The sequence below is a fragment of the Pantoea wallisii genome, assembly GCF_002095485.1.
GTDB lineage: Bacteria > Pseudomonadota > Gammaproteobacteria > Enterobacterales > Enterobacteriaceae > Pantoea > Pantoea wallisii.
On sequence record NZ_MLFS01000007.1, the window covers coordinates 90,179 to 111,358 of the forward strand.

The 21,180-nt window shown below is 57.5% G+C and carries 17 protein-coding genes and 1 pseudogene; 12 read left to right on the forward strand and 6 right to left on the reverse strand.

Annotated features, from left to right (window positions below; translation table 11 throughout):
* The first annotated feature begins 171 nt into the window (after positions 1-171).
* Entirely contained in the window at positions 172-3,015 is a 2,844-nt protein-coding gene (locus tag HA48_RS04340; RefSeq protein ID WP_128599940.1) for a bifunctional diguanylate cyclase/phosphodiesterase, read from the forward strand.
* 83 nt (positions 3,016-3,098) lie between these two features.
* Here the strand turns inward: HA48_RS04340 and ftnA are convergent, their stop codons facing one another.
* A complete protein-coding gene (gene ftnA, locus HA48_RS04345) occupies positions 3,099-3,605 on the reverse strand; it encodes a non-heme ferritin (RefSeq protein WP_128599941.1) in 507 nt (168 codons plus the stop codon).
* A 238-nt stretch (positions 3,606-3,843) separates the two neighbouring features.
* Here ftnA and HA48_RS04350 point away from each other — a divergent pair, with 238 nt between their 5' ends.
* From HA48_RS04350 to mrdA, 11 genes and pseudogenes are all read left to right on the forward strand, one after another.
* Positions 3,844-4,953 carry a M20 peptidase aminoacylase family protein gene (locus tag HA48_RS04350; protein ID WP_128599942.1) on the forward strand — a complete coding sequence of 370 codons (1,110 nt, stop codon included), beginning with the start codon at positions 3,844-3,846 and terminating at the stop codon, positions 4,951-4,953.
* 261 nt (positions 4,954-5,214) lie between these two features.
* Positions 5,215-6,803 (forward strand): annotated as a pseudogene (gene prfC / locus HA48_RS04355) (peptide chain release factor 3).
* A gap of 258 nt (positions 6,804-7,061) precedes the next feature.
* Positions 7,062-7,649 carry a molecular chaperone OsmY gene (gene osmY / locus HA48_RS04360; protein ID WP_128599943.1) on the forward strand — a complete coding sequence of 196 codons (588 nt, stop codon included), beginning with the start codon at positions 7,062-7,064 and terminating at the stop codon, positions 7,647-7,649.
* A 96-nt stretch (positions 7,650-7,745) separates the two neighbouring features.
* Positions 7,746-7,907, forward strand: coding sequence for a DUF1328 domain-containing protein (locus tag HA48_RS04365; protein ID WP_007893192.1), 162 nt, complete (start codon positions 7,746-7,748; stop codon positions 7,905-7,907).
* A gap of 183 nt (positions 7,908-8,090) precedes the next feature.
* Positions 8,091-9,143, forward strand: coding sequence for a patatin-like phospholipase family protein (locus tag HA48_RS04370; RefSeq protein WP_128599944.1), 1,053 nt, complete (start codon positions 8,091-8,093; stop codon positions 9,141-9,143).
* Positions 9,140-9,916, forward strand: coding sequence for a TatD family hydrolase (locus HA48_RS04375; RefSeq protein WP_128599945.1), 777 nt, complete (start codon positions 9,140-9,142; stop codon positions 9,914-9,916). The genes HA48_RS04370 and HA48_RS04375 overlap by 4 nt, the downstream gene beginning before the upstream one ends.
* A gap of 277 nt (positions 9,917-10,193) precedes the next feature.
* A complete protein-coding gene (deoC, locus tag HA48_RS04380) occupies positions 10,194-10,973 on the forward strand; it encodes a deoxyribose-phosphate aldolase (RefSeq protein ID WP_128599946.1) in 780 nt (259 codons plus the stop codon).
* Positions 10,974-11,093: 120 nt separating this feature from the next.
* Positions 11,094-12,416, forward strand: a complete 1,323-nt coding sequence (deoA, locus tag HA48_RS04385; RefSeq protein ID WP_128599947.1) for a thymidine phosphorylase — start codon at positions 11,094-11,096, stop codon at positions 12,414-12,416.
* Positions 12,417-12,510: 94 nt separating this feature from the next.
* Positions 12,511-13,734: a phosphopentomutase gene (gene deoB / locus HA48_RS04390; protein ID WP_128599948.1), complete on the forward strand. Its 1,224-nt coding sequence runs from the start codon at positions 12,511-12,513 to the stop codon at positions 13,732-13,734.
* 34 nt (positions 13,735-13,768) lie between these two features.
* Positions 13,769-14,482 carry a purine-nucleoside phosphorylase gene (gene deoD, locus HA48_RS04395; RefSeq protein WP_128599949.1) on the forward strand — a complete coding sequence of 238 codons (714 nt, stop codon included), beginning with the start codon at positions 13,769-13,771 and terminating at the stop codon, positions 14,480-14,482.
* 231 nt (positions 14,483-14,713) lie between these two features.
* A complete protein-coding gene (gene mrdA / locus HA48_RS04400) occupies positions 14,714-16,603 on the forward strand; it encodes a penicillin-binding protein 2 (protein WP_128599950.1) in 1,890 nt (629 codons plus the stop codon).
* On the opposite strand, the gene HA48_RS04405 is transcribed toward mrdA, so the two are convergent.
* The 5 genes from HA48_RS04405 to HA48_RS22765 all read right to left on the reverse strand — a co-directional run bounded on the left by HA48_RS04405 (position 16,604) and on the right by HA48_RS22765 (position 21,004).
* Positions 16,604-17,314 carry a GGDEF domain-containing protein gene (locus HA48_RS04405; RefSeq protein ID WP_128599951.1) on the reverse strand — a complete coding sequence of 237 codons (711 nt, stop codon included), beginning with the start codon at positions 17,312-17,314 and terminating at the stop codon, positions 16,604-16,606.
* Complete coding sequence (locus HA48_RS04410; protein ID WP_128599952.1) at positions 17,311-17,697, reverse strand: DUF1987 domain-containing protein; 387 nt, start codon at positions 17,695-17,697, stop codon at positions 17,311-17,313. The genes HA48_RS04405 and HA48_RS04410 overlap by 4 nt, the downstream gene beginning before the upstream one ends.
* Positions 17,698-17,704: 7 nt before the next feature.
* Entirely contained in the window at positions 17,705-18,256 is a 552-nt protein-coding gene (locus tag HA48_RS04415; protein ID WP_128599953.1) for a SiaB family protein kinase, read from the reverse strand.
* Between the two features lie 10 nt (positions 18,257-18,266).
* Positions 18,267-19,490, reverse strand: coding sequence for a PP2C family protein-serine/threonine phosphatase (locus HA48_RS04420; protein WP_128599954.1), 1,224 nt, complete (start codon positions 19,488-19,490; stop codon positions 18,267-18,269).
* Positions 19,491-19,681: 191 nt separating this feature from the next.
* Positions 19,682-21,004, reverse strand: a complete 1,323-nt coding sequence (locus HA48_RS22765; RefSeq protein ID WP_128599955.1) for a methyl-accepting chemotaxis protein — start codon at positions 21,002-21,004, stop codon at positions 19,682-19,684.
* Positions 21,005-21,180 lie beyond the last annotated feature (176 nt).

The window sequence follows — 21,180 nt, forward strand, 5'->3', positions numbered from 1 at the left end:
ACATTGGTATACGACTGAACATTTTCTCGCCACTGCCGATAACCTAACTACCAACTTTAGTCTGCCAGCGATTTACGCTTGTAAGCCGTGCGCTTTTGCGTTTAAGTCTGCCAGGCAATTAAGAATTTTCTGAATCGCTGAACATTACCAGGCCAGAATAGGCGAATAAAAATGAATAATAACTCTGACGTCATGTATCGGCTGCTGGTACAGAGCGTGGTGGATTACGCCATTTATATGCTCAAACCTGACGGAACCGTGGCGAACTGGAATACCGGCGCGCAACGCGCTAAAGGGTATACGCCCGATGAGATTGTCGGGAAAAATTTTGCGCTGTTTTACAGCGAAGAAGATCGAAAAAACGGCGCGCCGCAGCGGGGATTATCCATTGCGACGGCGGTGGGGCGCTTTGAGACCGAAGGCTGGCGCTACCGCAAAGATGGCAGCGCGTTCTGGGCGCATGTGGTGATCGACGCCATCCGCGACGATTACGGTGAGCTGCTCGGCTTTGCCAAAATCACCCGCGACTGTACGCAGCAGCAGGCGTTACAGCGCAAGCAGCGTGAACAGGAGCAGCGTTTCCGTTTATTGGTTGAAGGCGTAACGGACTACGCCATCTATATGCTGGATCTGGACGGCAACGTCGAAAACTGGAATGCCGGCGCGCAGCGCGCCAAAGGGTATGTGGCCGAGGAGATTGTGGGGCAGCACTTCTCCCGTTTTTACAGCGCGCAGGATCGGCTTAATCACATCCCGGAAAAGAACCTCAACACGGCATTCAAAACCGGCCGTTTCGAAGATGAGGGCTGGCGTTACCGTAAAGATGGCAGTGCGTTCTGGGCTCATGTCATTATTGACGCCATCCGTGACGACGCCGGAAAGCTCATCGGCTATGCCAAAATCACCCGCGACTGCACTGAACAGCAGGCGCTGCTGCGTAAACAGCGCGAACATGAAAAAACCTTCCGTCTGCTGGTGGAGGGCGTTACCGATTACGCCATCTACATGCTTGATGTACAGGGGCGCGTCGTCAACTGGAACGCCGGGGCGCAGCGCGCGAAAGGCTACCTGGCGGACGAGATTGTGGGACAGCACTTCTCGGTGTTTTACGGGGCGCAGGATCGGCAGGCGCGCACGCCCGATGCCAACCTGGGCATCGCCCTGAAAACCGGCCGCTTTGAAGATGAGGGCTGGCGTTACCGCAAAGATGGCAGCGCGTTCTGGGCGCATGTGGTGATCGACGCCATTCATGACGAAGCGGGTAAAATGATCGGCTTTGCCAAGATTACCCGGGATGTGACCGAACGCCGCGAGAATGAGCAGCAGCTGCTGCGCGCGCGCGACCTCGCACAGGCGCAGAGCGCCAAAATGTCAGAGCTCTCCGGCTTCCTCGATACCGTGATCAGCAACATCCCCTCCTGTGTGATCGTTGAGGACGCCATCAGCCGCGAAATCCTGATGGTCAACGACAAAGCGCAGCAGCTGTTCGGCGTCAGTAAGTCGTTGCTGCTGCACAAGCGCCCGCATGAGTGTATGTCAGCGGAGCTCAGCGACTACTTTAATAGCCTGGCGGATATCGCCCTGCGCAGTGAAGGTATTCATGCGCGCGAACAGCTGATGCTGACGGCAGGCGGTGAACGCGTGCTGCACACCCGCGCAACCACCATCAGCGGCAAAGACATGCGGCAGAACTATGTGATGCTGATTGTCGAAGACGTCACTGACCAGCGCGAAGCCGACGCGCGCATCCACCATATGGCGCATCACGATAACCTCACCAGCCTGCCGAACCGCATTCTGTTCCGCCAGAAACTGAGTGAAGCGCTGCGCGTCGATAGTCAGCACAACCAGCTGAGCGCCACGCTGTGCCTGGATCTTGATAACTTTAAAAACGTCAACGATGCGCTGGGCCACCAGATTGGCGACGAGCTGTTACGCGTGGTGGCAAAACGCCTGCGCAGCGTGCTGCGCGATCACGATACGCTGGCCAGGATTGGCGGCGATGAGTTTGCCATCGTGTTGCCCAATATCCGGCTGGCCGATGAAGCGGCGGTGGTGGCGCAGCGGCTGATTGAAGCCATCCGGCCGCCGATAAATGTTGAAGGGCACAACCTGTCGGTCGGGCTGAGTGTGGGCATTGCGCTCACTTCACAAACCACCAATACGCCGGAGCACATGCTGCGCTGCGCCGATATGGCGCTGTATGAAGCCAAGCGCAACGGGCGCAATCGCTATGAGCACTTCACGCTGGAGATGGATGACCTGGCGCGCAGCCGTCGCGTTATTGAGAACGATCTGCGCGATGCCATCACCGGCCGCCAGCTGAAGCTCTACTATCAGCCCATCACCAGCGAAAGCGGCATCATCGGCTATGAAGCGCTGATGCGCTGGCACCACCCGATAAAGGGGCTGATCATGCCGAATGACTTCATTCCGATTGCGGAGGAGACCGGGCTGATCCATATGCTGGGCGCCTACGCGCTCTACGAAGCCTGTCGGGAAGCGCAGAGCTGGGGCACCGAACAGTCGGTGTCGGTTAACCTTTCGCCGCTGCAGTTTAAGAACAGCTCGCTGGTATCGGTGGTTGAGGGCGCGCTGCGTGAATCGGGCCTGGCCGCGCATCGGCTGGAGGTGGAGATTACCGAATCGGTGTTGCTTGACGATACGCTGGGCAATATCCGTACCCTGCAGAGCCTGAAAACGCTGGGCGTGCAGATTGCGCTGGATGATTTCGGCACCGGTTACTCCTCGCTCAGCTATCTGCGCTCCTTCCCGTTCGACAAGATCAAAATCGACAAGTCATTTATTAATGACATGGGCGACAGCCGCGAGGCGCTGGCGATCATCCGCGCGATCACCGGCATGAGCCGCAGTCTGGATATCCAGATAACCGCTGAAGGCGTTGAGAACAGTGAGCAGTTTGCGAAGCTGCGGGAAGAGGGTTGTACGCTGTTCCAGGGCTATCTGTTTGGTCGTCCGCAGCCTTCGGAGTTACGCCTGAAAGTGCTGGAGTGAGCGCCAGACGCTGTGCAGACATAAAAAACGCCCGACAGAGTCGGCGTTATGCATTTTGCTGTGCGTAATCTTTTATTATTTTTTTACTGGCCGTGGCCTTCAACATTCATGCGGCCCAGATCTTTATCCACCAGGAACAGACCTTCGCCTTTGTCACCCACCATCGCCAGTTTATCCAGCACGGTTTTGAACAGTTTCTCTTCTTCATGCTGCTCGGCAACATACCACTGCAGGAAGTTGAAGGTAGAGTAATCCTGCGAGGTCAGTGCGTTATGCACCAGCTCATTGATTTTTTTGGTGATCAGCTGCTCGTGCTTCATCGCCTCTTCCAGCACATCGTTCAGCGAATTCCAGCTGACCGCCGGCGCGGCAATGCTGCCCAGCACCGGCAGTGCACCGGCATCGCTAACGTAATCGAACAGACGCTGCATGTGCTCCATCTCTTCGCGTGAATGCATCTTCAGGAAGGAGGCGGCACCTTCAAAACCTTTGTCGCTGCACCAGGCGCTCATCTGCAGATAGAGATTGGCCGAGAAGAACTCCAGGTTCAGCTGGTCATTCAGGCGTGAGGTCATTTCAGCAGTTAACATGGCTGAGTCCTTATTAATTTATCAGGTGAAGTGAGGCGAATTATGCATCAATCTATACTTTTTTGTGAAGGCTTTTCCGCAAAAAAGTTGAATTTATCTTATTGATTATAAATGGAATTGTTTCACTTGTTGAATGCGAAGGATTCTCACTTTTGATTAATTTTCATTCATAGCGGATTGCTTCTCGCTGCGCATCGCGCAATGCTGGCGCTTGCCTTTACTTCTCAGGAGCTTAGCGGTGTCGAACGTTTTAGCGCATTACCACTATTTGCATGAAATCCCGGAGCTGGGCTTTCAGGAGTTTAAAACCTCGGCCTATATTGCTGACCAGCTGGAGCGGGCCGGCATTCGCGTAACGCGGGGCGTGAATAATACCACCGGTATTGTGGCGGAGATCGACAGCGGCGTGCCGGGGCCGGTACTGGCGCTGCGCGCGGACATGGATGCGCTCGGGCATGTGATTAACGGCATCGCCTGCGCGCGCCACACTTGCGGCCATGATGGTCACTCGTCGGTGGTGCTGACGGCGGCACAGGAGCTGCTGCAAGAGGGCGCCATCAAAAAAGGGCGGCTGAAGTTGCTGTTTCAACCGGCGGAAGAGCTGGGGGCCGGCGCGCTGGAGATGATTGCAGGCGGTGCCCTGGACGATGTGGAGATGATTCTCGGTTTCCACGTGCGGCCGCTGGATGAGTGCCGTGTCGGGCAGGCAACGCCTGCGGTGATTTATTCCGCCTGCAGTACGCTGGAAGCCACCATCAAAGGTGTGCCGGCGCATGCTGCGCGGCCGCATCTGGGCGTCAATGCGCTGGATGCCGCAGTACACGCGGTGCAGGCGGTGAACAGTATCCATCTGGCGCCGGGATTGGCCTGGAGCGTAAAAGCCACACGCTTCCTGTGCGATGCGGGCGTAACCAACTCCGTGCCCGATGAGGCGCGCGTGGTATGGGATCTGCGTTCGCAGGAGAACGCGCCGATGGAAGTACTGAAGCAAAAAGTCACGCAGGCGATCCAGCACAGCGTGGCCGCGCTGGGGGCAAGTGCGGAAGTTACCGTGCTGAAAGAGATGCCCGCCGCCGAACTGCACGATGAGGCCACGGCGCTGCTGCGTGCGGCGATCGTGGACGTGCTGGGTGAAGAGGGACTGCTGGATGCCAAAACCACGCCGGGCAGCGAAGATTTCTTCTTCTACCCGGTGCAGCGGCCACAGGTCAAGGCGGGATTCTGGGGATTGGGGACGGATCTGGTGCCGGGCCTGCATCACCCGGAGATGCGCTTTGATCTGACTGCGCTGGAAATTGGCGTAAAGATCTTCAAAGCGGCAGTAGTGCGCGTGCTGGGCCAGGCGTAACGTCGCATCCTTACCCATGCCCCTGCGTGGGTAAGGGCATGGCCGGGCGGCATCGTACGATTTCCCCGTCTGCTGAAATATTGTATGCTATGCCGCCTCAAAGTTAACTGGATAGCGGACCGCCGCCAATGTAGATCGCACACCTTCTGCTGTGAACCGACGCCACTGCGTCGCCATTGGTTCCGTTATCCTCCGGAGACGCTCCGGCACGATTTATCCGCAGCGCGCCGCCCGTGCGTTGCCCTGAAGAAGAATTCACTCATGTCTATTGCTCCCTTTTTAGAAGAAGTGGCGCGCCGCCGTACTTTTGCGATCATCTCGCACCCGGACGCCGGTAAAACCACAATCACCGAAAAAGTCCTGCTGTTCGGACAGGCGATTCAGACCGCCGGCACCGTCAAGGGGCGCGGCTCTAACCAGCATGCGAAATCTGACTGGATGGAGATGGAGAAGCAGCGCGGCATCTCAATCACCACGTCGGTCATGCAGTTCCCGTATCGTGAAAGCCTGGTCAACCTGCTGGATACCCCGGGGCACGAAGACTTCTCGGAAGATACCTACCGCACGCTGACGGCGGTGGACTGCTGCCTGATGGTCATCGACGCCGCCAAAGGCGTTGAGGATCGTACCCGCAAGCTGATGGAAGTAACCCGCCTGCGTGATACGCCCATCATCACCTTCATGAACAAACTTGACCGTGACATCCGCGATCCGATGGAGCTGCTGGATGAAGTGGAGAGCGAGCTGAAAATTGCCTGCGCGCCCATCACCTGGCCGATTGGCTGCGGCAAACTGTTTAAGGGCGTCTATCACCTCTATAACAACGAAACTTACCTGTATCAGAGCGGCAAAGGCCACACGATTCAGGAGGTGCGCGTTGTTAAAGGTCTGGATAATCCGGAGCTGGATGCGGCCATCGGTGAAGAGCTGGCGCAGCAGCTGCGTGATGAGCTGGAGCTGGTGCAGGGCGCCTCGCACGAGTTCGATAAAGAGCTGTTCCTGAGCGGCGAGATCACGCCGGTATTCTTCGGTACCGCGCTGGCAACTTTGGTGTGGATCATATGCTGGATGGCCTGGTCTCCTGGGCGCCGGCGCCAATGCCGCGTCAGTCTGATACCCGTACCGTCGAAGCCAGCGAAGAGAAGTTCAGCGGCTTCGTGTTTAAGATTCAGGCCAACATGGACCCGAAACACCGCGACCGCGTCGCCTTTATGCGCGTGGTGTCCGGTAAATATGAGAAAGGCATGAAGCTGCGCCAGGTGCGCACCGGCAAAGATGTGGTGATCTCCGATGCGCTGACCTTTATGGCGGGCGACCGTTCGCACGTGGAAGAGGCGTATCCGGGCGATATCATTGGCCTGCATAACCACGGCACCATTCAGATTGGCGATACCTTCACCCAGGGTGAAACCATGAAGTTCACCGGTATTCCGAACTTCGCGCCAGAGCTGTTCCGCCGTATTCGCCTGCGCGATCCGCTGAAGCAGAAGCAGCTGTTGAAAGGGCTGGTACAGCTCTCGGAGGAGGGCGCGGTTCAGGTCTTCCGTCCGGTGCACAACAACGATCTGATCGTGGGCGCGGTGGGTGTGCTGCAGTTTGACGTGGTGGTTGCGCGCCTCAAGAGCGAGTACAACGTTGAAGCGATCTATGAAGCGATCAACGTCTCCACGGCGCGCTGGGTTGAGTGCAGCGACGCGAAGAAGTTTGATGACTTCCAGCGTAAGAATGAGGTCAACCTGGCACTCGATGGCGGTGACAACCTCACCTACATTGCCCCGACCATGGTTAACCTGAATATCACGCAGGAGCGCTATCCTGACGTGACCTTCCGTAAAACGCGCGAGCACTGATTTCGCCGCGTCAGTAGGGTCAGCGCTTTTCACTGGCCCTGTTTTCTTTGTTACAGACTCCTCCTAATTGCGCTACGTTTTTCTCTTTTTGGCGATATATCAACCACAAGAGCCAGCAAAACCGCCAAACCCTACTATGATTATCCTGTCGGACGAAGAAACAGCTTAGGGCTGATTACGTCCATCAATGCAGCAACGCGGTTCGTTGCTGGCGCATCTGCGTTTGCGGATGAGTTAACTGATAGAAGGATGATATCGATGAATAAGACTAAGATTGCTAAAACCCTGATTGCTGCCCTGGCCGGTACGGCGTTGCTGAGCGGCGCGGCGTTTGCGGCAGACACCAGCAGCACGGGTTCCAAAATCGATAGTTCTATGCAAAAAGTCGATGGTTTTATGGATGACAGCGGCATCACTGCCAAAGCCAAAGCGGCGCTGGTGGATGATGAAGCCATTAAAAGCACGGATATCTCCGTCAAAACGCAGCAGGGTGTGGTGACGCTGAGCGGTTTTGTCACTTCACAGGATCAGGCTGAAAAGGCTGTTGCTCTGGTGCAGAAAGTTGAAGGGGTTAAATCCGTCAGTGACAAACTACACGTTCGTGACAGCAAACAGGGTTCATTGAAGGGGTATGCGGGTGATACTGCAACCACCAGTGAAATCAAAGCTAAACTTTTAGCGGATGACATTGTGCCATCGCGCAACGTTAAGGTTGAGACCACCGACGGCGTCGTGCAGTTGTCAGGAGAAGTGGCGAACCAGGCGCAGTCCGATCGTGCCGAAAAGATCGCCAAAGCCATTGAAGGCGTGAAAAGCGTGAAGAATGACCTCAAGGTAAAATCTTAACGCGTCCGCCCTGACATCTTTCCGATGCAGGGCGTATTAAAACAGTGATGTGAAGAAATAAGCAGTTCGATTTTCACTATGGTAAAGGAGAGGCTTATGTTTCGTTGGGGTATTATCTTTCTGGTCATCGCTCTGATTGCTGCGGCATTAGGATTTGGCGGTCTGGCGGGTACGGCAGCATGGGCAGCTAAAATTGTCTTTATTGTCGGTATTATTCTGTTCCTCGTAAGCCTGTTCACCGGGCGTAAACGACCCTGACCCACTGCGTTAACATGGTTAACCCGCGAGTTACGTAAAGCGGAGGCCAGTCATTTGCGGCATAATGGTACGCCGCGTGACGATGTTTCACTGTCGTCGGTCAGGGAGTGACAATGACTGGTTCTCCGGGATGCTTTTATGGCGGGCTCCCTCAGAGCAATAATACTTACTGAGGGACATCCATTGGGCATACGCATCCCGGTGTCGCTGGACACCTTTGAGCCACTGGCGCTCACCCCCTTTAAATCCAAAAAAATAGCGTTAGTCTGCGAAGGCGGCGGCCAGCGCGGTATCTTTACCGCAGGCGTGCTCGACGAATTTCAGCGCGCAGGTTTCAATCCCTTTCAGCTGATGCTTGGCACTTCCGCCGGTGCACAAAATCTCTCTGCCTTTGTCTGCGCGCAGCCCGGTTATGCGCGTCGCGTTATTACGCGCTACACCACCAGCAAACTCTTTTTTGATCCCCTGCGCTTTGTGCGCGGCGGGCACCTGATCGATCTTGACTGGCTGGTGGATATCACCCGCCAGGAGTTTCCACTGGCGCTGAGCAGCGCGCAAAAGCTGTTTGCGAACGGCAGCGAATTCTACATGTGCGCCTGCCGCAGCGATGATTTCAGTGCGCAGTACTTCAATCCGACCGATCTCACCTGGCATGACATCATTAAAGCCTCCAGCGCGATTCCGGGCTTTTACCGCAGCGGCGTGCTGATGGATGGCGTCAGTTACCTTGATGGCGGGATCAGCGATGCGATTCCGGTGCGCGAAGCGGCGCGCCGTGGGGCGGATACCATCGTGGTGATTCGCACCGTGCCGTCGCAGATGTCCTACACGCCAAAGTGGTTTAAACGCATGGAGCGCTGGCTGGGTGACAGCGCGCTGCAGCCGATGATCAACGTTCTGCATCACCATGAAGAGAGCTACCGCGAGATTCAGCAGTTTATCGATCAGCCGCCGGACGATCTGCGCATCATTGAGATCTATCCGCCGAAGCCGCTGGCAAGTATGGCGCTGGGCAGCCGTCTGGCGTCGCTGAATCAGGATTACCATCTGGGACGGCGCAGCGGGCGTTACTTCCTCGCCACGCTGGGGCAGTGGCTGAGCGATGCGGAACCGCTGATGCGTCCGGTGCGGGTGACGCCGCCGGCGGCAGTGGCTAACGAACCGGACATTCGCCCCGTCAACACGCCGCCGCTGGCGGATAATGACGCCGATCTGGATGCGGGGTCGCTGGCATGAAGTTTATCGATACCCACTGCCACTTCGATTTCCCGCCGTTCGTGGATGACGCGGAGAACAGCATTGCGCGCGCCGCTCAGGCCGGTGTGGAACACATCATTGTGCCGTGCGTTGATGCCAGCCGTTTTGCGCTCGTCAGCCAGCTGGCACAGCAGCATGCGGCCCTCTATGCTGCGCTCGGCCTGCACCCGATCAACATCGCGCAGCATCAGGAGGATCACCTCGATCGGCTGGAGCAGCATCTGCAAACCGCCGATGCGAAACGCGTGGCGATCGGCGAGATCGGCCTCGATCTCTACATGAACGATCCGGACTTTGACAAACAGACGCGGCTGCTGGATGCGCAGCTTAAACTGGCGAAACGCTACGATCTGCCGGTGATCCTGCATTCGCGCCGTACGCACGACCAGCTGGCGATGCATCTGCGCCGTCACGATGTGCCGCGGCGTGGCGTGGTGCACGGCTTCGCCGGCAGCCAGCAGCAGGCGGAGCGGTTTATCCAGCTTGGCTATGCAATTGGCGTCGGTGGCACCATCACCTATGAACGCGCCAGTAAAACGCGCAACACCATCGCCAGCCTGCCGCTGGATGCGCTGCTGCTGGAGACCGATGCGCCGGACATGCCGCTGCACGGCTTTCAGGGCCAGCCCAACCGCCCGGAGCGCGCGCGTAACGTGTTTGAGGTGCTGTGCCAGCTACGCAGCGAACCCCCGGCAGAGATTGCCGATGCGCTGTGGCACAACAGCCTGCGCCTGTTCGCGCTCCCCGCCTGACTCTCCTTCCGGACGCCATATCGTCACGTATTCACTACGCTTAATGCAGTAAGCGATACACATTTACGCTGCTATTTGTGATAATAATCACAACGCCTTTTTCCGTCCTGATGCGGTCTTGCCGGCGTTATTTGTGATTTTTGTCGCTATTTAATGGTATGTAAGCAGCAAATTTTCTTTTTCAGTGTGACAGAAGCCGCAATTTGCTCAGGCAGGAATTGTTAGAATTGTCACATTTCCGGGCAGTCCGCTGCCGGTTCGACTTTTGGAGAGTACCATGACCGATCTCAACGCTGCCGCGCAGCGCGCACTGCAACTGATGGACCTGACCACCCTGAATGACGATGACACCGATGAGAAGGTGATTGCCCTGTGTCATCAGGCCAAATCGCCGGCCGGCAATACCGCAGCCATCTGCATCTATCCACGCTTTATTCCGATCGCGCGTAAAACGCTGCGCGAGCAGGGCACGCCGGAGATCCGTATTGCTACGGTAACCAACTTCCCGCACGGCAATGACGACATTGATATCGCGCTGGCAGAGACCCGCGCGGCTATCGCCTATGGCGCCGATGAAGTGGACGTGGTGTTCCCGTATCGCGCACTGATCGCCGGCGACCGCGACACAGGTTTTGCGCTGGTCAAAGCCTGTAAAGAGGCCTGCGCGGCGGCTAACGTGCTGCTGAAGGTGATCATCGAAACCGGCGAGCTGAAAGAGGAGGCGCTGATTCGTGCGGCTTCCGAGATTGCGATTGATGCCGGTGCCGATTTCATTAAAACCTCCACCGGTAAAGTGCCGGTCAACGCTACGCCGGAAGTGGCGGCGATCATGATGCAGGTGATCCGCGACAAAGGCGTGCAGCAGCAGGTTGGTTTCAAACCGGCGGGCGGCGTACGTACCGCGGAAGATGCGGCGCACTATCTGCAGCTGGCTGACGATATTCTTGGTGCCGGCTGGGCCGATGCGCGCCATTTCCGCTTTGGCGCGTCCAGCCTGCTGGCCAGCCTGCTCAATACGCTGGGCCATGCCACAGCGACCAGTAAAGCGGGTTATTGATTTGCTGGCGGTCGCCATTAATGGCGACCCTACGAGATCCCTATCCTGTTGTAGGGTGCGCATTCATGCGCACCTGGCCAATGTCATTTGATAACTTATTGCTCTTCCGGGGAGACAACCGTGTTTCTGCCACAAGAAATTATTCGCAAAAAACGCGACGGCAAGCCGCTGAGCGATGCGGAAATCCGCTTCTTCATCAACGGCGTGCGCGATAACAGCGTCTCTGAAGGGCAGATCGCCGCGCTGGCGATGACCATCTATTTCCACGACATGAACCTGCAGGAGCGCGTGTCGCTGACCATGGCGATGCGTGACTCCGGCACGGTGCTCAACTGGCAGTCGCTCAACCTCAACGGCCCGATTGTGGATAAACACTCCACCGGCGGCGTGGGCGATGTCACGTCGCTGATGCTCGGCCCGATGGTGGCGGCCTGCGGTGGCTATGTTCCTATGATCTCGGGGCGTGGGCTCGGCCACACGGGCGGCACGCTGGATAAGCTGGAGGCGATTCCCGGCTTCGATATCTTCCCGAGTGACGATCGCTTCCGCCAGATCATCAAAGAGGTCGGCGTGGCGATTATCGGCCAGACCAACTCACTGGCACCGGCGGACAAGCGGTTTTACGCTACGCGCGATATCACCGCGACCGTCGACTCCATTCCGCTGATCACCGCGTCGATTCTGGCGAAAAAGCTGGCGGAGGGGCTGGATGCGCTGGTGATGGACGTGAAAGTGGGATCCGGCGCCTTTATGCCAACCTTTGAGGCCTCCGAACAGCTGGCGCAGGCGATCGTTGGCGTGGCGAACGGTGCAGGTTGCAAAACCACCGCGCTGCTCACCGACATGAATCAGGTGCTGGCCTCTGCCGCCGGTAACGCGCTGGAAGTGCGTGAAGCGGTACAGTTCCTGACCGGCGAGGTGCGTAATCCGCGCCTGCTGGAGGTGACGATGGCGCTGTGCGCTGAGATGCTGATCTCCGGCAAACTGGCGGCGAACGATAGCGAAGCGCGGCAAAAACTGCAGCAGGTGCTGGATAACGGCAAAGCGGCAGAGGTGTTTGCCCGCATGGTGGCTGCACAAAGCGGCCCGACCGATTTTATCGAGCGTATGGACAGCTATCTGCCTGCGCCGACGCTGAGCAAAGCGGTGTATGCCGATGCGCCTGGCGTGGTCAGCGCCATAGATACGCGTGCGCTGGGTATGGCGGTTGTGGCGCTGGGCGGCGGCCGTCAGCGCGCCAGCGACAGCATCGACTACAGCGTTGGTTTAAGCGATATGATTACGCTGGGCGAACAGGTGGATACGCAGCGCCCGCTGGCGATAGTACACGCGTCATCGGAAGCGCAGTGGCAGCAGGCTGCTGCTGCGGTAAAAGCCGCCATTACGTTAAGCGATCGTGCACCGCAGGCCACGCCGGTGGTGTATCGCCGCATCAGCGAATAGTGGCGTAACTGCGTGCCAGGCAGCGGCCGTTCGGGTATACTGATCTGATCGCTTTTTTTTGACTTGTCATCGCGCTGAAGCGCAGGAGACTTGCATGAAACGTGCTTTTATTATGGTTCTCGACTCCTTCGGGATCGGCTCCAGCAAAGACGCCGATAAATTCGGTGATGAAGGATCGGATACGCTTGGTCATATCGCCGAAGCGTGCTTCGAAGGCCGTGCCAACGAAGGGCGCGAAGGGCCGCTGCATCTGCCGAATATGACCGCGCTGGGCCTTGGCAAAGCGGCGGAACTCTCCACTGGCCGCTTCCCGCCGGGGCTTGATCCGGATGCGGAGATCATTGGCGCTTACGCTTATGCCAGCGAGCTCTCCTCCGGGAAAGATACGCCATCCGGCCACTGGGAGATCGCCGGCGTGCCGGTGCTGTTCGACTGGGGCTACTTCAGCGATAAAGAGAGCAGCTTCCCGCAGGAGCTGCTCGATACGCTGGTAGAACGCGCTAATCTGCCGGGCTACCTCGGTAACTGCCACTCCTCCGGGACGGTTATTCTCGACCAGCTCGGTGAAGAGCACATGAAAACCGGCAAGCCGATCTTCTACACCTCGGCGGATTCGGTGTTCCAGATTGCCTGCCATGAAGAGACCTTCGGCCTTGATCGCCTGTATGAACTGTGCGAAATCGCCCGTGAAGAGCTGACCAACGGCGGCTACAACATCGGTCGTGTTATTGCGCGTCCGTTCGTGGGTGACAAAGCGGGTCACTTCCAGCGTACCGGTAACCGTCACGATCTGGCGGTTGAGCCACCTTCGGCCACCATGCTGAAAAAGCTGGTGGACGAGAAGGGCGGCGAAGTGATCTCGGTGGGCAAGATTGCCGATATCTACGCGGAGCAGGGAATTACGCAGAAGGTGAAAGCTACCGGTCTGGATGCGCTGTTTGATGCCACCATTGAGCAGATGAAAAAAGCGCCCGACACCTCGATTGTGTTCACTAACTTCGTTGATTTTGACTCAACCTGGGGCCATCGTCGCGATATCGCCGGTTATGCCGGTGGGCTGGAGCTGTTTGACCGCCGTCTGCCGGAGCTGATGGAACTGGTGAAAGAGGGCGATATTCTGATCCTCACCGCGGACCACGGCTGTGACCCAAGCTGGCGCGGCACCGAACACACGCGTGAGCACATTCCGATTCTGATCTACGGCCCGAATATCAAGCCAGGTTCGCTGGGTTATCGCGATACCTTTGCCGATATCGGCCAGACCATCGCCAAATATTTTGGCCTGTCCAGCATGGACTACGGCAAAAGCTTGCTGTAAAACAGCGACCAATTTTTCATAAGGAATAACAACAATGGCAACTCCTCATATTAATGCCGAAATGGGCGATTTCGCGGACGTGGTGCTGATGCCGGGCGATCCGCTGCGCGCAAAGCACATTGCTGAAACCTTCCTCGAAGACGTCGTGGAAGTGAACAACGTGCGTGGCATGCTGGGCTTTACCGGTACCTACAAGGGGCGCAAAATCTCCGTGATGGGCCACGGTATGGGCATTCCCTCTTGCTCTATCTACACCAAAGAGCTGATCACCGATTTTGGCGTGAAGAAGATCATCCGTGTGGGCTCCTGTGGCGCAGTGCGTGCCGATGTGAAACTGCGTGACGTGGTGATTGGCCTGGGCGCCTGCACCGATTCCAAAGTGAACCGTCTGCGTTTCAAAGATCACGACTTCGCGGCAATCGCCGATTTCGACATGGTGCGTAACGCGGTGGATGCGGCAAAAGCGCTGGGCGTTGACGCACGCGTGGGCAACATCTTCTCTGCGGACCTATTCTATACGCCGGATCCGCAGATGTTCGACGTGATGGAGAAGTACGGCATTCTGGGTGTTGAGATGGAAGCGGCCGGTATTTACGGTGTTGCCGCCGAGTTCGGTGCAAAAGCGCTGACCATCTGTACTGTGTCGGATCACATCCGTACCCACGAACAGACCACCGCAGCGGAACGTCAGACGACGTTCAACGATATGATTAAGATCGCGCTGGAGTCGGTGCTGCTGGGCGATTGATGCTGGCTGTAGTCAGGTGCGCATCCACGCGCACCCTACGACAGCATTTGCAGGTGCGCATGCATGCGCACCTGTACCATATCGGGTGCGCCCGGCCGCCATTTCGGGTGACCTGATAATCCCACCGTAAACATCTGACACACTTTTGCCCAGGCTTGTGCATCTTCCCGCTGGCTATGGTGCGCTCTCCGCTTATCATTAGCGTGATAACGAAGAGACTAAACGCCCCTGATGAATTTCCGAAATTTCGAAGCCGAAGAGAGACTGTTTGCCCGCCGCGCCCTTGTTGCCTTTGTCCTGGTTGTCATCTGCTTCACCATTCTTGGCATCAACCTGTATCACTTGCAGGTCGAACAGCACAGCTACTACCAGACGCGCTCCAACGAAAACGACATCAAAATGATCCCGATCGCGCCCACGCGCGGGCTGATTTACGATCGCAACGGTATCCCGCTGGTGCGCAACGTAACCTGGTACGACATCCTCATTACGCCTTACAAAATCAGCAATATGCAGGAGACGCTTAACGCGCTGGCGCCGATTGTTGACCTGACGCCCGAGGATATCGACACCTTCCGGCATGAGCTCAAACAGAGCAGCCGCTATAAACCTGTGGAGCTGAAAGCCGAGCTGACCGATGAAGAGGTGGCGCGCTTCTCCGTTAACCAGTTCCGCTTTACCGGCGTCACCATTGATACCTATCAGGATCGTGAATACCCCTATGGCGCTGATTTGGCGCACGTGGTCGGTTACGTCTCGAAGATCAACGATAACGACTACAAACGCTTAAACGAAGAGGGCGCAGGTGAGAACTACGCCGCTGACCACAACATCGGCAAGCAGGGCATTGAAGGCTATTATGAATCCCTGCTGCACGGCAAAACCGGCTATCAGGAAGTGGAAGTGGATAACCACGGTCGTATCGTGCGCGTGCTTAAAGAGGTGCCGCCGGTGGCCGGTAAGAACATCTGGCTCACGCTCGATCTGCATCTGCAGCAGTACGTTGAGCGCCAGCTGGCCGGTCAGCGTGCGGCGGTGCTGATTGAGGATCCGCACGACGGCGGCGTGCTGGCGATGGTCTCTGCGCCCAGTTACGATCCCAATCCGTTCGTGAAGGGCATCAGCTATAAAGCCTATAAAACCTTGCTGCAAGATAAGAATCTGCCGCTGATTAACCGCGTGACGCAGGGGCTCTATCCGCCGGCGTCTACGGTGAAACCCTACATGGCGATGTCGGCGCTGCTGACCAAAGTGATTACGCCCGGCACCACCTTCTTCGGCGCACCGAGCTGGACGCTGCCGGGCACCGACCGCAAATACCGCGACTGGAAAAAATCCGGCCACGGCATGCTGGATGTCACCAAAGCGATTGAAGAGTCTGCGGACACCTTCTTCTATCAGGTGGCATTTATGATGGGCATCGATCGCATTCACAAGATGCTCAGCCAGTTTGGCTACGGCAAAGATACCGGTATCGATCTCAACGAGGAGTACGCGGGCCTGCTGCCGAGCCGCGAATGGAAGCAGAAGGTCCATAAACATGCGTGGTATCAGGGAGATACCGTCTCTGTCGGTATCGGGCAGGGCTACTGGATTGCCACCCCGATTCAGATGGTGAAAGCGATGGTGGCGCTGATCAATAACGGCCGCGTGATCAACCCGCATCTGCTGGAAAAGGCGCAGCGCGGCAACTGGCAGCAGCCCTATCAGCCGAAAGATCCGCAGCCGCAAATTGGCGACCCCAAATCGCCTTACTGGTCACTGGTGCGCCACGCGATGTTTGGCATGGCGAATGCGCCAAACGGCACCGGCTACAAGTATTTCCATACGGCACCCTACGGCATTGCCGCCAAGTCCGGGACCTCGCAGGTGTTCAGCCTGAAACAAAACCAGACCTACAACGCGAAGATGATTCCGGTACGCCTGCGTGACCACATCTTCTATACCGCTTTCGCCCCGTTCAACGATCCGCAGGTCGCGGTCGCGCTGATCCTGGAAAACGGCGGCAGTGAGGGCATCACGGCGGCGCCGGTTATGCGCAATATTCTCGATCACATCTTCCTGCCGCCGCCGTCAGAGGCCCCGGTAATGCAGACGGCCAGCGCCGCCGTGGCGCAGTAATCAGCGGAAGAATACCCGGTTACGACCGTGATGTTTGGCGTCATACAGCGCGGCATCGGCGTTGTTATACAGGGTTTCAAAATCGGAACCCGGCTTGCCGTAGCTGACGCCAAGGCTGGCCGTAACCAGCTGGCCGGGCAGCACCGCCAGCGGCGAGGCGTTGAGCGAGGCGTGAATGGCACCCGCGACAATCACCGCATCGGAAAGCCGGTAGTGCGGCAGCAGGACGGTGAACTCCTCACCGCCAATGCGGCCGATGCTGGCGGCGTCCGGACAGTGCGCCTGAATACGCGACACTAACCCGCAGATCACCCTATCGCCCATCGGGTGACCGTACTCATCATTGATCTTCTTGAAGTGATCGATATCCAGAATGATCAGGGCCGCCGGGCCGTGGATCAGCGTGTTGCTGATACGCTGGATAATGGCGCCGCGGTTCCACACGGCGGTAAGCGGATCGTGGCTGGCTTTGTACTCCAGCTCCTGCGCCAGCTGTTGTAACTGCTCATTCACGCGGTTCAGCTCGCGCTCAGCGCGATCGCTGCGGGAGATCATCCGCCAGGTTTCACGCATCAGCCGCTGATAATGGCGGTTAAGCATCAGCAGGGCATCACGATAATCCTCAGCGCTGAGCGTGGTCTGAGCCGCCACATCCTGTGAGCGAGTGAGCACTTCGCTCTCTTCGCGGAACAGCTCATGCAGATCGATCATGACACCATTTCCGCCCGCAGTTTCACCTGTAACGCGGTAAAGTCCAGAGCCAGCTCCTGGCCGAACTCCTCTGAGACATCATCTTCAGCATCAAAAAACCAGTTCAGCACCACGCTCTGACCGCGCTGCGCCAGCTGGTTAAACAGATCGAACAGGGTGAATAACATCTTGGTGCTGGAGCTATTGAAGTAGCGCAGCGCGATGTGCACTTCAATCGCACCGGACTGTGCCGGTTGCCAGCACTCCAGCGCCGTAAGAAGCGGGCGATAAAACGCCGCCGCGTTCTCCGGCCAGGACTCGCCGCGCAGCGTAAACTGCCGGGTTTCAAAATCAAAATTCACTTCCGGGGTGCTCTCGGTGGCGGCAACAGCAAGGTTTTGCATAGCAAGGTTAATCCTGGTGAATGGTGGCTTTGAGCCAGAAGGTGGCGTAACCGCGTGATGCCAGCGGACGCAGCTCATACTCGAGCGGTTCGCTGACGTCACGGGCCAGCGTCAATAAACCAATATTGGCCCCTCTGCTGGTAGCGGGGCTCTCAGTGCGCAGGCCAGCGCGGTACGCCTGCTTAATCTCTTCATTGCTCATTGTGCGCAGGACATCAAGCCAGTGGCGCAGCTGCTCGCAGGCGGCTTCATCCACCTGATTGCTGCTCTCCAGTACGTAGTTATCGCCCTCCATGTGCAGCGTCACGGTGCCGAAGCGGAAATCCTGATCGGCGTGGATCATCGCGCGGCTATCCTGCGAATAGCGCAGGATGTTCTGCACGATCTCGACAAAACTGGAGAAGAGACGGCGGCGTACGCTGACGGGAGCCTGCTGATTTTCCAGGAACGCTTTGATCACTTCACCCATTGCGGTGATGTTGTGCGCGGAGAAAAAGCCGGTGTAGTGTAGCGCCACGTTGTCGGGCAGAAGGCGGCGCGTGCCGGAGCCTGGGTTCATAACATGCTCGTTAATAGCGGAAGCCGAACCAGGTCACGTCATCGCGACGCGGCTGGTTGCCTTGCCAGTGGAGAAATTCCTGCTCGAATGCCGTGGAGAGTGCGGACATCGGCAGCGTTCTGTATTGATTGATCAGCGCCTGAATACGCTTCTTGCCAAACATGATGTGGCGGTCGCCGCCGGGCTGATCGGTTACGCCATCGGTCATCACCAGCAGCATATCGCCGCGCTGCAGCGTGCGCTGCTGCTGCGGCCAGAGGTAATCCTGCGGTGTATCGGTGTAGCCGATGCCAACGCGATCCGCCTTAAGCGACTCTGCCGGGCCCTCTGCGCACTGCACTAACGCGTGCATACGGGCGCTGGCCCAGCTCAGCTGGTGCGTTGCCGTCTCCAGCCGCAGCGCAATGGCATCGCAGCCATCGTTGGAGAGCGACGTCTGCTGCGTGGCATTGAGCTGGCCGAGGGTTTGTTTGATATGGCGGTTAAGCGCCTGCAGCAGGTCGGACGGCGTGCAGCGCTGATTCTGTAATGCATTCTCCAGCGCCGACTGCAGAATCACCGTCATAAACGCACCGGGAATGCCGTGCCCGGTGCAGTCGGCAATCAGCGCCAGCCAACCCTGCTCGTCGCGGTGAAAAGCGTAATAGTCGCCGCCTACGCCGTCGCGCGGTTGCCAGTAGAGGCACCAGTCGCTGAGCTGCTGCCTCATCTGCTGTGTAGAGCGATCGAGCATCGCGTCCTGAATAACGCGCGCGTAATCGATACTTTGCAAAATTTGCTGATGCTGCTGCGCCTGGAGATCTGACACGGTCCGGATCAGGTCGATGCCCAGCCCAATGCCAATGTAACGCCCCTGTTCGGTGACGATAAAACCGTCGGTGACCGATTTATCGCCGCTGGCGACCACCTGCTGCGCCACCTGATCGAGCCCGGTATCAGCATCAATCACCAGCGGCTCTTTATCCATGAAGGCGATGCAGCTTTTGCGATCGTACAGCTCGCGGAAAAAGGGGCGTGCCATCTGTGACAGAAAGATGTGACGGTTGATCATGCCAAACGGCGTACCCTCTTCCACAACCGGCAGGCCGATCAGATCTTTGTGCTCGGTGAACAGTGCCATGACCGCTGTGTTATCCATCGCCGGGCTGACAAACGGCACCGCAATGCACAACGAACGCGCGCGTGCACGGCTCGCCAGGGAGGTAAGCCCTGCACGTAAATCAGGCAGCTGCATAGGGTGGTTTCTGGTATCGATTAAGAATAATCTTAGATTACGGCACGGCTGTGACACTTTTATGTCATGGCGCATTGATGGCCGGGTCGCGGGAAGCGTCTGTTCCGGGATTTTGTCGATGGCTAAAAGCCCGGCACCTTGCCGATTTCGGCGTGGCGACCCACGTGGCCGCCAGCCGCAGCGCAAAGACGTTACTCCTCTTTCAACGTCTCAGTCACGTGGCCGATGGCGCGTACCACGTCATCGGAGCTGCCGCGAATCCCGGCGATTACACCGCCGGCCTCCTGCGCGAGGATCACGCCCTGATCGGCGCGTTTCAGGTTTGATTCAATCCCTTTCAACGCTTTCTCAGCCAGCGAGTGGTTGTGGCGCACTCTGTTTTCGATCTCGGTGGTCGCACGGTTGATATTGGCGGCCAGCGTGCGCACCTCATTCGCTACCACCGCAAAACTGCGGCCATGCTCGCCGGCGCGGGCCGCTTCCACTGCCGCATTCAGCGCCAGCAGATTGGTTTGATCGGCGATGCGGCGAATGCTCTCCACGATCGCACCGATACGGTCGGAGGAGTCGCTCAGGTTGCTGATATCGCCGGAAATACCGTGCAGCTCACCGGCCAGCGCGCTGATTGTCTGCACGCTATTCTCAATCACCGTGGCGCCCAGCCGCGTGCTCTCACTGGTTAACAGCGCCGTCTGGTACGCCTGCTGCGCCGCATCGCGCTCCAGCTGGCTTTTCTCGACCTGCGCCGTCACATCGGTGGCGAACTTCACCACTTTGTACAGCTCGCCGGCTTCATTGAACACCGGATTGTAGGTCGCGCGTAGCCAGACGGTTTTGCCCTGTTTATTCACACGCCGGAACTGGCCGGAAATATACTCGCCCTGATTCAGCTTGTGCCAGAAGCGACGATACTCCTCGCTGTGCCGCATATCGGGCGGGCAGAACTGGCTATGGTGGCCACCGATAATCTCACCGGCGCGGTAACCCATGGTTTTGAAAAAGTTATCATTTGCCATCAACACTTCGCCTTTAAGGTTGAAGGCGATCACTGCCATGGAGCGGTCGATGGCGGTGGTCATGGCGCGCTGCTCCTGCGCATCCATAATGTGTGCCGTGATATCGCTCGCCAGCTTGACGATCTTAATCACCCGGCCGCTACGATCCTGCACCGGGACATAATTGGCTTCCAGCCAGACAGGGCGGCTGTGGTTCGCTACGCGCAGAAATTTATCGCTGAAGCTCTCACCGCGATTGAGCCGCTGCCAGAAATCGCGATAGCCCGCTGACTGCACTATATCGGGCGTACAGAACATACTGTGATGCTGCCCGACAACGTCCGCCAGACGATAGCCCATGCGGTCCAGGAACAGTTCATTGGCGGTGAGAATGTTGCCTTCGGGTGTAAACTCCACCATAGCGATGGCGTCCTGCAAAGAGCTTAGCGTAGCGGAGCGGGTGCTGCGTTTCTGCCACGCAAGACGTGACAAAATACCTGATGTAATGGTGCTAAACATGGTTGGCCTTTTTATTGGTATACGTTCGCACCACGGTTATCGGCACAAGCGATTAGAAATCCACCGCCAGAATTAGTAGTCAGCGGTTCTTTTTACCAGTTGGTCCGAACGTTGCTGCAAAAGGCATCAGTCAGCCGATTTTTGCCGAAAAGCGTTTGACGGTGCGGCCTGAGTAA